The organism is Pseudomonas sessilinigenes (assembly GCF_003850565.1).
GTDB lineage: Bacteria > Pseudomonadota > Gammaproteobacteria > Pseudomonadales > Pseudomonadaceae > Aquipseudomonas > Aquipseudomonas sessilinigenes.
Window position 1 is genome coordinate 6,737,501 of the sequence record NZ_CP027706.1, and the last position, 14,400, is coordinate 6,751,900.

The 14,400-nt window shown below is 59.0% G+C and carries 12 protein-coding genes and 1 pseudogene; 4 read left to right on the top strand and 9 right to left on the bottom strand.

Going from position 1 to position 14,400, the window contains the following annotated elements:
• Positions 1-68 precede the first annotated feature (68 nt).
• The 5 genes from C4K39_RS30685 to kdpF all read right to left on the bottom strand — a co-directional run bounded on the left by C4K39_RS30685 (position 69) and on the right by kdpF (position 7,289).
• On the bottom strand, positions 69-2,720 hold the full coding sequence (locus C4K39_RS30685) for a DUF4118 domain-containing protein (protein WP_124348239.1): 2,652 nt from the start codon (positions 2,718-2,720) through the stop codon (positions 69-71).
• A 100-nt stretch (positions 2,721-2,820) separates the two neighbouring features.
• The gene (kdpC, locus tag C4K39_RS30690; protein WP_124348240.1) at positions 2,821-3,366 is read right to left on the bottom strand and encodes a potassium-transporting ATPase subunit KdpC; all 546 of its coding nucleotides are present in this window, start codon (positions 3,364-3,366) and stop codon (positions 2,821-2,823) included.
• Between the two features lie 32 nt (positions 3,367-3,398).
• Complete coding sequence (gene kdpB, locus C4K39_RS30695) at positions 3,399-5,483, bottom strand: potassium-transporting ATPase subunit KdpB (RefSeq protein ID WP_124348241.1); 2,085 nt, start codon at positions 5,481-5,483, stop codon at positions 3,399-3,401.
• A gap of 10 nt (positions 5,484-5,493) precedes the next feature.
• Positions 5,494-7,188 (bottom strand): potassium-transporting ATPase subunit KdpA, encoded by a 1,695-nt coding sequence (kdpA, locus tag C4K39_RS30700; RefSeq protein WP_124348242.1) that lies wholly within the window; start codon positions 7,186-7,188, stop codon positions 5,494-5,496.
• Positions 7,189-7,199: 11 nt separating this feature from the next.
• A complete protein-coding gene (kdpF, locus tag C4K39_RS30705; RefSeq protein WP_058435663.1) occupies positions 7,200-7,289 on the bottom strand; it encodes a K(+)-transporting ATPase subunit F in 90 nt (29 codons plus the stop codon).
• Between the two features lie 481 nt (positions 7,290-7,770).
• Between kdpF and C4K39_RS30710 the strand changes: the two genes are divergently transcribed.
• Complete coding sequence (locus C4K39_RS30710) at positions 7,771-7,938, top strand: DUF2897 family protein (RefSeq protein WP_068581781.1); 168 nt, start codon at positions 7,771-7,773, stop codon at positions 7,936-7,938.
• A 43-nt stretch (positions 7,939-7,981) separates the two neighbouring features.
• Here C4K39_RS30710 and C4K39_RS30715 read toward each other — a convergent pair whose 3' ends face one another.
• Both C4K39_RS30715 and C4K39_RS30720 read right to left on the bottom strand, forming a co-directional pair.
• Entirely contained in the window at positions 7,982-8,833 is an 852-nt protein-coding gene (locus C4K39_RS30715) for an urea carboxylase-associated family protein (protein ID WP_068581784.1), read from the bottom strand.
• A gap of 30 nt (positions 8,834-8,863) precedes the next feature.
• Entirely contained in the window at positions 8,864-9,502 is a 639-nt protein-coding gene (locus tag C4K39_RS30720; protein ID WP_068581787.1) for a GntR family transcriptional regulator, read from the bottom strand.
• Between the two features lie 189 nt (positions 9,503-9,691).
• Between C4K39_RS30720 and C4K39_RS30725 the strand changes: the two genes are divergently transcribed.
• Positions 9,692-10,270, top strand: coding sequence for a TetR/AcrR family transcriptional regulator (locus C4K39_RS30725; protein ID WP_124348243.1), 579 nt, complete (start codon positions 9,692-9,694; stop codon positions 10,268-10,270).
• Positions 10,271-10,294: 24 nt separating this feature from the next.
• On the opposite strand, the gene C4K39_RS30730 is transcribed toward C4K39_RS30725, so the two are convergent.
• Complete coding sequence (locus C4K39_RS30730) at positions 10,295-10,624, bottom strand: ComEA family DNA-binding protein (RefSeq protein WP_124348244.1); 330 nt, start codon at positions 10,622-10,624, stop codon at positions 10,295-10,297.
• An 862-nt stretch (positions 10,625-11,486) separates the two neighbouring features.
• On the opposite strand from C4K39_RS30730, the gene tnpB reads away from it, so the two are divergent.
• On the top strand, positions 11,487-11,597 hold the full coding sequence (gene tnpB, locus C4K39_RS31930) for an IS66 family insertion sequence element accessory protein TnpB (protein WP_244935463.1): 111 nt from the start codon (positions 11,487-11,489) through the stop codon (positions 11,595-11,597).
• Positions 11,584-12,343 (top strand): annotated as a pseudogene (locus tag C4K39_RS30740) (IS66 family transposase); the annotation flags it as partial. The gene tnpB and the pseudogene C4K39_RS30740, both read left to right, overlap by 14 nt.
• Before the next feature lie 55 nt (positions 12,344-12,398).
• On the opposite strand, the gene C4K39_RS30745 reads toward C4K39_RS30740, so the two are convergent.
• A complete protein-coding gene (locus tag C4K39_RS30745; protein WP_124348245.1) occupies positions 12,399-14,393 on the bottom strand; it encodes a polysaccharide biosynthesis protein in 1,995 nt (664 codons plus the stop codon).
• Between the last annotated feature and the right edge of the window lie 7 nt (positions 14,394-14,400).

Here is a 14,400-nt window from a genome sequence, read left to right on the forward strand (position 1 = left end):
AGAGTAGCGCAACGCCAATCTCCTCCAGAGGGCTTTTGCAGGAGCCCTCGCCCCTGCCACCGATCGCGTCACAGCTCACCCTCGAGTTCCGGCTGGGCCTGCAAGGGCAGGTACAGGGTGATACAGGTACCCTTCCCATCGATGCCATCGGCGACACTGATGTGCCCGCCATGGGCACCCACCATGCCCTTGCAGATCGCCAGCCCCAGGCCCGTACCCTGGCCGCCCCGATCGCCCCTGGCGGCGGTGTAGAACATGTCGAAGATCTTCGCCCGCTCCTCCTCCGGAATACCCGGCCCCTCGTCGCTCACAGCGAAACTCAGCGCCTGCTCGTCGGCGCGAACCGCCAGGTGCAGGCGGCCATGGACCGGGGAAAAACGCGCCGCATTCTCCAGCACATTGACCAGGGCCTGTTCGATCAGCGCCGCGTGTACATACAGCAGCGGAAGATCCTGGGGCAACTGCGTGCTGACCTGCAACGGCGCCAGCACCACCCGCAGGCGATTGAGCGCGCTGCCGACGATATCCGCCGGGGTGACCCAGTCGCGGGCCAGCTTCAAGGCGCCATGGCCAAGCCGGGTCATGTCCAGCAGGTTCTGGATATATCGATCCAGGCGCTCGGCTTCATCCCGGGTGCCCTCCAGCAGTTCCCTGCGATCCTCGAGGGGAATCGCCTCGCCCAAGGCCAACAGGCTATCGATGCTGCCGCGCATCGACGTCAGCGGAGTGCGCAAGTCGTGGGACACAGAGGCCAGCAAGGCGCTGCGCAGTTGCTCGGTTTCGCCGTGCAAGCGCGCCGCCTCCAGGTCCTCGGCCAGGCGCGCCCGGGCCAGGGCCTGGGCCAACGGCTGGCTGAGCGCGGTAAGCAAGCGCCGGCGTTGATCACTGAAGACCGCGCCCTCCCTGGGACACACACCCAATAGGCCCAAGGGGCCGTCATCCACTGACAGCGGCCACCACCACCAACGGCCAAAAGGCAAGGTCCCAGTGCCCAACCCCGCAGGTTGATCGTGCTGCCAGGCCCAATCGGCCGCGGCTCGCTCGGCTTCGGAGAGTTGCTGGGTGCCACCACTCTCGACCTTCCACGCACCTTGCTCATCGCGGTTGAACAAACAGATACGCAACTCCTCGCGCCCGTTCAGGTGCTGGATCGCAGCGCTGATCACCGCCTGCCGATCGGTGGCAGCCGTGAGTTTGCGCGACAGGTCCAGCAGCTCGCCGGTTTCCTCCTGGGTATCGCGCAGTGCCTGCAATTGCCGGCGCTGGCGGGCCGCAAGGTTACCGGTGAGCGCAGCCATCAGCAGGAAGAACAGCAGGGTCAGCACGTCTTCTTCGCGCTGGATGGAAAGGGAGAAGTTCGGCGGGATGAACAGGAAGTCGTAACTCAGGAACGACAGCGCGGCGCAGGCCAGGGCCGGCCCCAGGCTGCTGCGCACCGCCACCAGCAGCACTGCGGCGAGAAATACCAGGGAGATGTTCGGCAGCGCCAGGATTCCAGCCACGCCCCAGGCCAGGGCACTGGCCAACAAAGTCGCCAACAGCGCCAGGGCATAGTCGAACCACACCAGCGGATGCTTGACTCGCAACCTCGGCTGGCTAGGCAATGGCTCGCTGTCCAGGACATTGATTTCCAGGCCATCGGCGTTGCGCAGCAAACGTGCCGCCAGCCCGCCGCCGAACCAGCGCCGGCGCCAGCGACGGCTCGACTGCCCCACCAGCAACAGGCTGGCCCGCCGCTCGTTAGCGTGCTGGATCAGGGTCTTGGCCACCTCGCCCGCCCGCAGCAGGACCACCTCCCCGCCCAGGCGCTCGGCCAGTTGCTGGGCCGCCTGCAGACGCAAGCGCGACTGTTCGTCGCCAAGACGGCCGTTATCCACATGCACCAGGCTCCAGGGCAAATGCCGACGCTGTGCGACCCGGCTGGCATGGCGCACCAGGCGTTCGGCCTGGAGATCACCGTCGACGCCCACCAACAGCCGCCCGCGCACCGCCGGTGCCGCTTGCCCGAGGCGGCGATAACCCTGGGCCAGGTCGTTGTCCACCTGGGCCGCCGCGGTCTGCATCGCCAACTCGCGCAGGGCCGTGAGGTTGGTCTGGCTGAAGAAGGCATCGATGGCCGCCCGGGCCTGCTCAGGCACATAGACCTTGCCATCGCGCAGGCGCTCCAGCAGCTCCCGGGGCGGCAGGTCCACCAGTTGCAATTCATAGGCCTCCTGCAGCACCCAGTCGGGCAAGGTCTCGCGGACCTGGACCCCGGTGATGCCGCGCACCTGGTCATTGAGGCTCTCCAGGTGCTGGACGTTGACCGTGGTGAACACGTCGATGCCCGCCGCCAGCAGCTCCTGGATGTCCTGCCAGCGCTTGGCATGGCGGCTGCCCGGGGCGTTGCTGTGGGCCAACTCGTCCACCAGCGCCAGCTTGGGCCGGGCATTGAGCAAGCCATCCAGGTCCATCTCCTCCAGCAGCACCCCACGGTATTCCGAGCGCAGCAGGGGCTGTTGCGGCAAGCCGCCCAGCAGTGCCTCGGTCTCGGCCCGTCCGTGGGTCTCCACCACCCCGGCCAGGACCTTGACGCCCTGGCGCATCTGAGTATGGGCGGCCTGGAGCATGGCGTAGGTCTTGCCGACCCCGGGCGCGGCGCCGAGAAAGACCTTGAGCCGGCCACGCCCGTCCCGGGGCAGCTCGGCAAGCAGCGCGTCGGCGCGACCGGAATTACTCATGGGGCATCTCTCTGCGACAAGACAATGGGTTTCAATCGTCACTCCTTGGGGCTCGAGCATCGCAAAAGCCCCTTTCGGGGCTTTTTTAAGGCTCGCCAGATTACAGCCGCTCCAGGGCCAGGTTCAGGGCCAGCACATTGACCACCGGCGGGCCGATCAGCGGCCGCTCGGTGTGCTCTGCCACCAAGGCTCGGAGCCGGTCGGCTGGCAGGTTGCGTGCCACTGCAACTCGCGCCAGTTGATAGTCAATCGCCTGCGGTGGCAAGTGCGGATCCAGGCCGCTGCCGGAAGTGGTCAGCAACGCCAGGGGCACCGGGCCCTGCCCGGGCACCAAGAGCTTGTTGGCATCTTCGATCACCCGGGTCGCCAGCGCCGGATTGCTCGGTGCCAGGTTGCTGGCCCCGCTGGCCACCGTGGCAAAGGCACCTGCGGAGGGGCGCGGGTGGAACCAGGCATCACCGACAAAGTCCTGGGCGATCAGGGCCGAACCCCGCACCTTGCCGCTGTCATCGCGGACCAGGCTGCCATTGGCCTGGTCCGCGAACGCGACCTGGGCCACTCCAGTGACCACCAGCGGATAGGCCACGCCGGTTATCAGGGTCATCAACGCGATCAGGCTCAAGGCCGGACGCAATACGCTAGACATCTCTCAATCCTCGATGGGTCAATCCCGGCCGCCTACACCAGGTGCGCGGCGGTCAGCAGCATGTCGATCAGCTTGATCCCGGCAAAGGGCACCACGATGCCGCCCAGGCCGTAGATCAGCAGGTTGCGCCGCAACAGATGGGCGGCACTCGCGGCCTGCACCCGTACACCGCGCAAGGCCAGGGGAATCAGCACCACGATGATCAGCGCGTTGAACACGATCGCCGAGAGAATCGCGCTCTGCGGGCTGGCCAGGCGCATGATGTTGAGCACGCCCAGCTGTGGATAAATCGCCGTGAACAAGGCCGGCAGGATGGCGAAGTACTTGGCCACGTCGTTGGCGATGGAAAAGGTGGTCAAGGCTCCACGGGTCACCAACAATTCCTTGCCGATCTGCACCACGTCCAGCAGCTTGGTCGGATCGCTGTCCAGATCGACCATGTTGGCCGCCTCGCGAGCGGCCTGGGTGCCGTCGTTCATCGCCATGCCGACATCGGCCTGGGCCAGGGCCGGAGCATCGTTGGCGCCGTCACCGCACATGGCCACCAGGCGTCCGTCGTTCTGCTCGTGGCGGATGCGCGCCAGCTTCTTCTCCGGCGTGGCCTCGGCCAGCACATCGTCGACCCCAGCTTCGGCGGCGATGGCGGCGGCCGTCAGCGGGTTGTCGCCGGTAACCATCACGGTACGGATCCCCAGTTTGCGCAACTCGGCGAAACGCTCGCGGATACCGGGCTTGACCACGTCCTTGAGGTGAATCGCGCCCAGCAACCGGCCAGCGGCGCAGACCAGCAGCGGAGTGCCGCCGCTCTGGGCGATCTTGTCGACCTCCCGGGCCAGTGCCGGAGCCAGGTCATCGCGCTTGAGGCCAACGAAATCCAGCACCGAGTCCACTGCCCCCTTGCGGTAGGCCTGGCCACGATAGTCGACCCCGGACAAGCGGGTCTCTGCGCTGAAAGGCACGGCCACCAGCAACTCGCTGCCCGGCTCGGGCTGTGGATAAAGTTCGCGCAGGTATTCGACGATGGACTTGCCTTCGGCCGTGTCGTCGGCCAGGGATGCCAGCAAGGCGGCCTCGGCCATGTCCCCGGCGTTGATGCCCGGGGCCGGGTGGATGGCGCTGCACCGGCGATTGCCGAAGGTGATGGTGCCGGTCTTGTCCAGCATCAACACATGCACGTCCCCGGCGGCTTCCACCGCCCGCCCGGACTTGGCGATGACATTCAGGCGTACCAGGCGGTCCATGCCGGCGATGCCAATGGCCGACAGCAGGCCGCCGATGGTGGTCGGAATCAGCGTCACCAGCAGTGCCACCAGGAACACCAGCGGCAAGCTGCCATTGGCGAAATGGGCGAACGGCTGCAGGGTCACCACCACCAGCAGGAAGATCAAGGTCAGGCCGATCAGCAGGATGTCCAGGGCCACCTCATTGGGGGTTTTCTGGCGCTTGGCGCCTTCCACCAGGGCGATCATGCGGTCCAGGGTCGACTCCCCGGGATTGCTGGTGATACGCACCAGCAACCAGTCGGACACCAGCCGGGTGTTGCCGGTCACCGCCGAGCGATCGCCACCGGACTCGCGGATCACCGGCGCCGACTCCCCGGTGATCGCCGCTTCGTTGACCGCGGCGATGCCTTCGATCACTTCACCGTCACCCGGGATCATTTCCCCGGCATCGACCCGCACCACATCGCCTTTGCGCAGGTTGGCCGCTGGCACCAGCTGGAAGCTGCCATCAGCACTCCTGCGCCGGGCGCTCAGGCCTTCGCTGCCGGCCTTGAGGCTGTCGGCACGAGCCTTGCCACGCCCTTCGGCCAGGGCCTCGGCGAAGTTGGCGAACAGCACGGTGAACCACAGCCACAGGGCGATCTGCGCGGCCACGAAAGTCGGCACCGCAGTGTTGGGCACCAAGCACAGCACAGTGGTGAGGATCGCGGTCAGCTCCACCACCAGCATCACTGGCGAGCGCTGCAGTTGCCGTGGGTCGAGCTTGACGAAAGCCTGGACCAGCGCCGGGCGCCACAGGGCGGACAGGCTGGTGGCCGACGACGGCGCAGAAGAGTGCTTGGCCTTGGCCGCCGCATCGGCGACCTTGTTCGAGGCGGGAACATGCATATTCATCATCAGATCCTCAGAAGCCCATGCTCAGTTGTTCGGCGATGGGGCCCAGCGCCAGGGTCGGCAGGAACGTCAGGCCACCTACCAGCAAGATGGTCATGGTCAGCAAGGCCACGAACAGTGGGCCATGGGTGGGAAAGCTGTTCTGGCCTACAGGCGCGGGTTTCTTCAGGGCCAGGCTGCCAGCCAGGGCCAGTACCGGCAGGATGTAGCCGAAGCGACCGATCAGCATGCCCAGGCCCAGCATCAGGTTATGAAACGAGGTGTTGGCGCTGAAGCCACCGAATGCCGAGCCATTGTTGGCGCTGGCCGAGGTGTAGGCGTACAGCAGTTGGCTGAAGCCGTGGGGCCCAGGGTTGCTGATGGCTCCGGCCGGTCCTGGCAAGCTGGCGGCCAGCGCCCCCAGCACCAGCACGCCGATGGGCATGACCATCAGGGTCAGTACCAGCAGTTGCACTTCCCTGGCCTGGAGCTTCTTGCCCAGGTACTCAGGAGTGCGCCCGATCATCAGGCCGGCCAGGAATACCGCGATCAGCACATTGAGCAGCATGCCGTAGAGCCCGGCGCCGACACCGCCGAAGATTACCTCGCCCACCATCATGTTGATCAGCGCCACCATGCCGCTCAGCGGGTTGAGGCTGTCGTGCATGCCGTTGACCGAACCGTTGGAGGCGGCAGTGGTGGTCACCGACCACAGCACCGTGGCCGTGGTGCCGAAGCGCATCTCCTTGCCCTCCAGCGGCGCTGCCTGCTCCACGGCCGGATTGGCCAATGCCGGGTTGGGTTGGTATTCGGCCCACAGCGAGGTGGCACCGCCGATCAGGAACAGCGCCAGCATGCAGGCGATGATGGCCCGGCTCTGGCGCATGTCCTTGACGTAATGGCCAAAGGTGAAGACCAGCGCCACCGGGATCAGGATGATCGAAGCCAGTTCGAACAGGTTGCTCCAGGCCGTGGGGTTCTCGAACGGATGCGCCGAGTTGACCCCGAAGAAGCCACCGCCGTTGGTGCCCAGTTGCTTGATGGCAATCTGGCTGGCCGCTGGCCCCAGGGGAATCATCTGGTCGTTACCTTGCACGGTCAGGGCGTCCACATAGTGAGCGAACGTCTGCGGCACGCCCTGCCAGACCAGCAGCAAGGCCAGCAGCAGGCACAGCGGCAACAGGCCGTAGAGGGTGGCACGGGTCATGTCCGCCCAGAAGTTGCCCAGGGTGCGTACCGAGCGTCGGCCAATACCCCGGCACAGGGCCACCAGCACCGCCAGGCCGGTGGCCGCGCTGACAAAGTTCTGCACGGTCAGGCCGGCCATCTGGCTGAGGTAGCTCAAGGATGCCTCGCCGCTGTAGGCCTGCCAGTTGGTGTTGGTCATGAAGCTGACCGCGGTATTGAAAGCCAGGGTCCACTCCTGCCCCGGCAGGTGTTGCGGGTTGAGGGGCAAGTGGTCCTGGAACAGCAGGATGAAGAACAACAGGGCGAACCCGGCGAGGTTGAACGCCAGCAAGGCCAGGCTGTACTTCTGCCAGCTCTGCTCCAGTTGCGGATCGACCCCGGCGATGCGGTAGCACACACGTTCCACCGGCCCCAGGACCGGGGTCAGCCAGGTACGCTGGCCTTCCATCACTTTGTAGTAGAAGCGTCCCAGCCAGGGCGCAGGCACCAGCACCAGCGCGAAGAAGGCGAGGATCAGCCAATAGTCATAACTGTGCATCACCGTCGCTCCTAGTTCCGATCCGCGCACAACAGTGCAATCAGCAGGTAAACGAACAGGCCCACTGCAAGCAGTAACGACACCGCGTCCAGAATGTTCATGGAATGTCTCCGAGGTACGGCGATTGCCGCGAATGCAGACATTGTCCGCAGGCTGCCTGTAAAGGAACGAGAGCGACGGGATGGGTGGCCCATAAAGAAAGCGTAAAGACTCACCCCAAGGACGTTTACCAGAGCCATCACAAGGCCTGGGTGATGCCGGCGGCAGCGCTGGCGCCTCTCTTGAGCTCGCCCTGGCTAACCACCCTATATGCCTGCTTTATAAGCATGGCCTGGCCCAAGGCAGCGACCGGACAGGTATTTTGCGGGGCTGGCCGGAACTGGGCTGTATCTGCCTCCGGCTCACTGGGCGTCGACGAGCATGTACTGACAGACGCCACGCTCTGCGGCACATGGGAACGCTACCCGGCAGAACGATCAGGCATACAATGGAACCCACGCAAAGTGCTTTGACTCAAAGCACCATAGACTGACTCCAGCACGAATCCACGTGCCTGGAGCACGCCCCCTCAAGGAGAATCCTATGCCCTGGTATGCCTGGTTGATTCTGGTGGTTGCCATCGGCTCCATCGTCGGCGGCTTGATGCTGCTGCGTGACACCGCCAGCAAGGTAGAGCTGACCGAAGAGCAGCGCAGACGCGTGGCCGAGCGCAACGCAGAGATGGATGCCAAGGAAGCCCGTGACCGTTGAACCTGCCGGCCCCTGCACCCAAGGTGAAGGGGCCGTTCGCGGTTTATCGCTCCCAATCGGCCTGGGCCATCTGCAAGCCGTGCAAACCTTTGTAGGCTGCTCGCTCAGGCGGACTCCAGCCATCGAGCAATGACGGAGCCAGGCGGTAGATCTCCACGCCCAACGGACGGCAGACACTCAGTGGGTCCTGGGCCTCGGGCCCCCACATGGGTAATGACAGGTCGCCCCCCGGACACGTCGACAATGCGCAGAGCAAGTCTATCTCGGCGAAGAACTCCAGATAGTCCCCCTTCTGCGCCGGGCAGGCCTTCATGAAATACAGATCGTCGTGATTCAGGCCCGTGCACTGGAAGATATTCAATACGTCATGCACATCGAACTCGGTGAGGCCGTAAGGCAAGACAGCCCGAGTCAGATTCGAGTGGCAGTGGTGGTGAAAATCCTCGCCAGTGAGCATTCGATTCACATAAGGGTCGCAGCGGGTCCCCAGCAAATCGTGCAGGCGCCCACCATGCTCATCAACGCCATAATGTGCCAGGCTGTCATCGGTAATGGTGACCAGGGGGCGCAGGAACGGCAGGTTGGACCAGAGCCGATCATGAGTACTGACATGTGCCCCCTGTAATTGTCGGGTCCGCGCAGCCCACAAGCGCTCCCGCGGGTCATCGGCGTTCCAGACATTGAAGTCCCCCACCTGCGGTCCCACGGGGGTAGTTACCCGGAACACGTGACCAGCCGGGACCTTCCAGGCCCGACCGGTGCGGATGGGTACTTCGAACTGCTCGATCAACGTGCGTTGTGCCTGGTTATCGCGGATACGCTCGTAAAAAGCCGTATCCACCTGTAGCGCCGAACCTTTACTGACCTGATAAGCCGCCGGGTAGTCCTTGTACATCGGTATGCTCCTTGCCTGCTGATGGATGGATTAGCTGAACATGCTCAATAGCAAACGCTCGGAGTCGTGTAGATACGACTCCATGGCCTCGCCGGCAGAGTGTTTGTCGCCCTCTGCCAGCCATTCATGAATTTGGTGGTCACGCGCCAGCCAGGGTGCCTGGAACAGCGCTTCATCCGGTGCGCTGAAGAACAGCAGCCGCAATTGCGCGACGACTTTGGTGAAGAACTCATCCAGCAGGCGCGAATCCAGCAATCCCACTACATGCTGATGGAAACGCAGGCCATGGGTGCCGACGGAGCGCCAATCCTCTCGCTCCCGGGCCAACTCGGCGGCTTCGAGGGCCTCAAGCATATAATCGGACTGGTATTCGCGCAGCGGCCTGGCGTTGGCAATCGCCTGCAGCTCAAGAGTCCGGCGAACTCGAAACAGGTCGCGCACGTCGTCGCTGTTCAAGCGCCGCACGGTCATGCCCTTATGACGAATGTAGAGCGCCAGGCCATCCTGTCCTAGACGATGCAACGCCTCACGAATGGTGTTACGCGAAGCATTGTAAGTCCTGACCAGTTCACTCTCGAGCAGCGGCATGCCGGGTGGAAAGCGCCCACCAATGATATCTGCACGCAACTCCAGCGTGATGTAATCCGCCAGGGACAAACCATTGCTCATGGGAAGCTCTCGTGATTGTTCAACAATAGTTGAATAACCAGCAATCACTTATCGTGCCAACTGTTGGCAACCCGGAGTTCTCTGAAAGTTGTGAAAAAACTGTAACCGGGAGCTAAAGACGACTTATAAGTAGAGTGTGATCTGCCAAACCTTGGTTAAAATGGCGACCTAGTTGTGGAGGTTTCTCATATGCGTTATTCAGCAGATCATAAGTCCCAGACCCATAAACGCATTATCAAAGAAGCTTCGGAAAGGTTCCGCCGTGATGGCATTGGCGCAACGGGTTTACAGCCATTGATGAAAGCGCTGAACCTGACGCATGGCGGCTTCTATGCGCACTTCAAATCCAAGAATGAGCTGGTGGAAAAAGCACTCAAAGCCGCCGCCGCCGAACTGGATGCGCATTGCGAGCTGTTGTTCAGTCAGGAGCAACCGCTGGAAGCCTTTATTGACAGCTATTTGTCGGAGTGGCACCGAACATCACCGGATCAAGGATGCCCATTGCCAACCATGTCTTCAGAGCTGGGATTAAGGGGACAACATAGTCCGACTACGGATATGGTGCTGGAAGCTCGGTTGAGCCAGATCGAAACCGCCTTGGGAAACAAGAATGTTGCTGGAGAGGCTTTAGTGTTGATGTCGACATTGGTGGGCGCGTTGGTGCTGGCCAGAAGTGTGGAAAATCCGACGTTAGCGACGCGCATCCTGGAAGTAGTGCGTGTCGGTTTGAAAACGCAGGTTTCGGAGAGTAGAAGGGCCGATCAATGATCGGCCTTCTATTCTGGCACTACGCTACTGAATGACCAGCCTGTCGCGATTCTTCTCCAGCAAGGCCTTGCCTATGCCTTTTACCTCCAATAACTCATCCACCGCCGTGAAGGGGCCATTACTTTCACGGTAGGCCACGATCGCCTTGGCTTTCGCAGCACCGATCCCAGATAGATCGCGGCTCAGGGTCTCAACGTCAGCAGCGTTAAGGTTAACCTTCGCGGATTGCTGTGCTTGAGTCAGCTCTTCACCACTCGACATTGAGTCAACAGACTTGCCAGGTGCAGCAGCAGCGGAAAGAGAAATACTGACCAGGAACGCGACGATCAAGGAAGAAAATACAGTTTTATACATATTAGACAAACTCCATGGTATCTGTTGGAAAGCAGCTTCCTAAGCTGCACCTAAAATTTAGGCGATATCATGAGTTAGTCAAAAAACCATCATTGCAAAATATTAAACTTGCAAGTTTGAGATATGAAAACACCAGCGACATATATCAGTACAAGCCACCCCCAGGAGGCTCCACTCTCTTTAGATTGACACTCTAGAAAACACCAAAACCTAAAAAACAAACAGGCATAAAAACCGAAGAACCTAGCCTCTTTTAAAGATTTTCATTCCTTGTATCACCTCGCCAGCACGCTAAAAACCAATACAATGAGTAAAGCCATACACGAAGTACGCTATAGAACCTAGCATGGGGGCAAAGCACTCGACACTTTATTCTTTCAGATCATCTTGATTGTTTACGATAACAAAAAACACTCTACAGCTCTGCTACTCTCGACTCCATAACGACAGACAATAACGCCTTAATTACTAGCCAAACCTATATCACCGTCCATGACCATGGTGAAATAACAAAAGAAGATTTTTAAAAATGCCCTGATGAACGACCACTATTCTTCGCACTCGTTATAATTGAAGATGATATAAGGATTGGAGAGAACGTAGTGATTCTAAAAGGCATCAAAATAGGTAAGGGCTCTTCTGTGATAAGGGCCGATGCTGTTGTAACGAAAGGCGTCCCGCTACTCAATCGCAGCGGGTATACCTGCGAGAGCACTAAGGACCCTTTAAGTCCTCCCAACCATTGGGGGCGACCTCAAGAGATTTGAATGCACTCGCTAAGCTGGGACCCGATGTTGTCCTCCCGCTCTCTTTCTGGAGCCAGTCCAACCATTTGGATATCTAGGTGGTGGTATTCAAACCAGTGCTCTTCATCTTCCTCAACAAGCCCCACAACCGGGTCAAGATTTTGTACTGGGAGCGCAACGGCTTCTGCCTTTGGTTTAAGCACCCGAAATACGAAAGAGCCAGATAGAGACCCGACCAGTCAGTCTTGGAAATGGCTGCTAGCCAGCGGCCTACTGGATCGAAAAGTCGTGCGGTTTGATTACACATCCAGTCATGCGCAGGAGGAGCCACCGTGCCTGCTGAAAGTTACCGTGGCTATTTCATGACCGACGATTACGCTAGTTATAACGTCTTGGAATTGCCGCTGGACGTTGAGTGACTGGCATACATGCTCCATGTACAACGTCAGTTCACGGACGCGCAAAAAGTGCAGCCCAAGGGCGAAACCGGACAGGCCGATATCGCGCTGACGATGATCAACAAGCTGTACGAGATCAGGCGCGAACTCAAGGACGTCAGCGATGAACAGCGGTTTATTGGCTGCCAGGAAAAGAGCCTGCCGATCCTGGCCCAACTGAGTAGCTGGCTGGATCAAACACCAGTGCACTAGGTAAAGCTGTGCATTATCTGGCGCGCAACTGGAGCCGAGTGGAGCGCTATACCGATGCGGTTTACCTGCCCATCGACAACAAGGCGGCCGAAAGAGCGATCAAGCCGTTTTTCATCGAACACAAGGCATGGCTGTTCAGCGATACCGTCAACCGCGCCAGTGCCAACACGAAGATCTACAACCTGGTTGAGACCGCCAAGGTCAGCGGCCAAGAGCCCTATACGTGGCTGCGCCACGTACTTGAGTGGCCACCGAATACCTCGACAGTAGTAGATTACAAAACACTGCTACCGTGGAACTGCTCGCCAGAGATGCCACGGTAAACTCTTAAACCACTGCTGGATAGGTGGCACATGGATCACATACGTTAAAGCAAGCTCAAGGCTCAAGGCGACGTTGTTGATGAATCCAATCAACAATCTCTCCATCAGGAGAGTAACCGCTCACCGTGTCACGTAATAATTGACGCACACGATCATAATCATCATCAGCAACCGCAGACAGAAGATCCTCCAGCTTCAACTTGAGGATATCCCATGAAATATAATCCTCATTAGCGCTCATAATCATAGGATGAAGAGTTGCTGCAACGTTATCGCCGATCAATAACTCCTCATAAAGTTTTTCACCGGGACGCAGCCCGGTAAACTCTATAGCAATATCCCCATGAGGATTTTTCTCTGAGCGCACACTCAGTCCAGACAAATGGATCATTTTTTCTGCCAGCTCGACAATTCTAACCGGCTCCCCCATGTCCAGGACAAAGACGTCCCCTCCAAGCCCCATCGAACCCGCTTGAATAACCAGTTGAGCAGCTTCTGGGATAGTCATGAAGTAACGAGTTATCTTGGGATGCGTTACAGTTAACGGCCCCCCAGACTTGATCTGCTTATGGAAGAGTGGAATAACCGAACCTGACGAGCCGAGCACATTACCGAAACGAACCATTGTAAAGCGCGTTTTATTCAAACAAGAAACATTGGATTCATCATCAAATAGAATGGGAGCCAGTTCTCGGCTGAGTGCTTGCAGAGTAAGCTCCGCCAGTCGTTTGGTACTGCCCATTACATTGGTTGGGCGCACGGCTTTATCAGTAGAAATCAATACAAAGTTCTGCACACCAGCCCGCAGTGCCGCCTGGGCAGTATTAAGCGTGCCGATGACGTTGTTCAGAACACCTTCAGCAATGTTATGTTCAACCATCGGCACATGCTTATAAGCTGCCGCATGATAAACAGTATTGACATGCCACATCTTCATGACATCAAGTAATTTATCCTGATCGCGAACGGAGCCCAAAATGGGAAGTAAGCGCACCGGCAATGATTCCCTACCAACGCGTTGCTCCAACTCGGACAAAATACTATAAAGATTAAACTCGCTATGTTCGAACAGTAAGAGTACCGTCGGGCGTAACTCTAGAATCTGCCGGCACAGTTCAGACCCGATAGAGCCTCCGGCCCCGGTAACCAATACACTTCGGCCCTTGATACAGCGCTCGAGTAACTCATGGTGTGCAGGAACTGCATCTCGACCGAGCAAATCGCCTATGTCAACCTCTTGAATATCATCGACTTTTACACGACCGCTAGCCAAATCCATAAAGCCTGGCACACTACGAACGTGAAGTGGAAAGCCCTCGAGCAGGCCAAGAATCTCGCGACGGCGACCTCGAGATGACGAAGGAATAGCCAGCAGCACCTCTTGCGCACCGGTCATTTCAATCATCTGCTGAATATGCTTCGGTTTGTAAACCTGTAACCCCGAGATAATACGATCCGCAATACTGCTATCATCATCGATAAAAGCAACAGGTCGCATTACTCGCCCCATTCTCAATGCGGCTACCAACTGATTACCGGCAGCCCCCGCACCGTAAATGGCAACTTTGGAAAGTCCGTCATCACGATTGGTGAACGGGACGTGTTTAATCGTTGCAAACCAGTCACCGAGAAAGTACTGCCGCATGGCAACTCGCATGCCACCAATCATGATCAAGCTCAACCACCAATAGTTGAAAATGATGGAGCGCGGAACGACATTTTCGTGGTTACTGTACCAATACACTACGAATGCCAAAATCAATGACGAGAGACTGACGGCTTTAATAATGGTAATCAAAGCATCATTACCAAAATATCTCGTTACCGCTCGGTACATACCAAATCGTATAAACAGCGGTATCGCAACAATAGGGGCACAAATGAACAACCAAAAATGCATTTTGACTGGATTGATCATTTCATCAATGCCAAGGCGAACGACAAAGGCCATCCACAACGCGACCCAGACCAGGGAGATGTCCACAGCCACCTGTAGAACGCGTTTCTGGCGACGCGAAAGGTTTAACAAATGTATTCGAACGTTACCCATAAATCCT

Coding starts and splice junctions, on each gene's coding strand:
- kdpA (WP_124348242.1), bottom strand. CDS start 7,188: ATGCACAGTTATGACTATTGGCTGATCCTCGCCTTCTTCGCGCTGGTG.
- kdpF (WP_058435663.1), bottom strand. CDS start 7,289: ATGAACATTCTGGACGCGGTGTCGTTACTGCTTGCAGTGGGCCTGTTC.
- C4K39_RS30715 (WP_068581784.1), bottom strand. CDS start 8,833: ATGTACAAGGACTACCCGGCGGCTTATCAGGTCAGTAAAGGTTCGGCG.
- C4K39_RS30710 (WP_068581781.1), top strand. CDS start 7,771: ATGCCCTGGTATGCCTGGTTGATTCTGGTGGTTGCCATCGGCTCCATC.
- C4K39_RS30745 (WP_124348245.1), bottom strand. CDS start 14,393: ATGGGTAACGTTCGAATACATTTGTTAAACCTTTCGCGTCGCCAGAAA.
- C4K39_RS30685 (WP_124348239.1), bottom strand. CDS start 2,720: ATGAGTAATTCCGGTCGCGCCGACGCGCTGCTTGCCGAGCTGCCCCGG.
- C4K39_RS30725 (WP_124348243.1), top strand. CDS start 9,692: ATGCGTTATTCAGCAGATCATAAGTCCCAGACCCATAAACGCATTATC.
- C4K39_RS30720 (WP_068581787.1), bottom strand. CDS start 9,502: ATGAGCAATGGTTTGTCCCTGGCGGATTACATCACGCTGGAGTTGCGT.
- C4K39_RS30730 (WP_124348244.1), bottom strand. CDS start 10,624: ATGTATAAAACTGTATTTTCTTCCTTGATCGTCGCGTTCCTGGTCAGT.
- kdpB (WP_124348241.1), bottom strand. CDS start 5,483: ATGAATATGCATGTTCCCGCCTCGAACAAGGTCGCCGATGCGGCGGCC.
- kdpC (WP_124348240.1), bottom strand. CDS start 3,366: ATGTCTAGCGTATTGCGTCCGGCCTTGAGCCTGATCGCGTTGATGACC.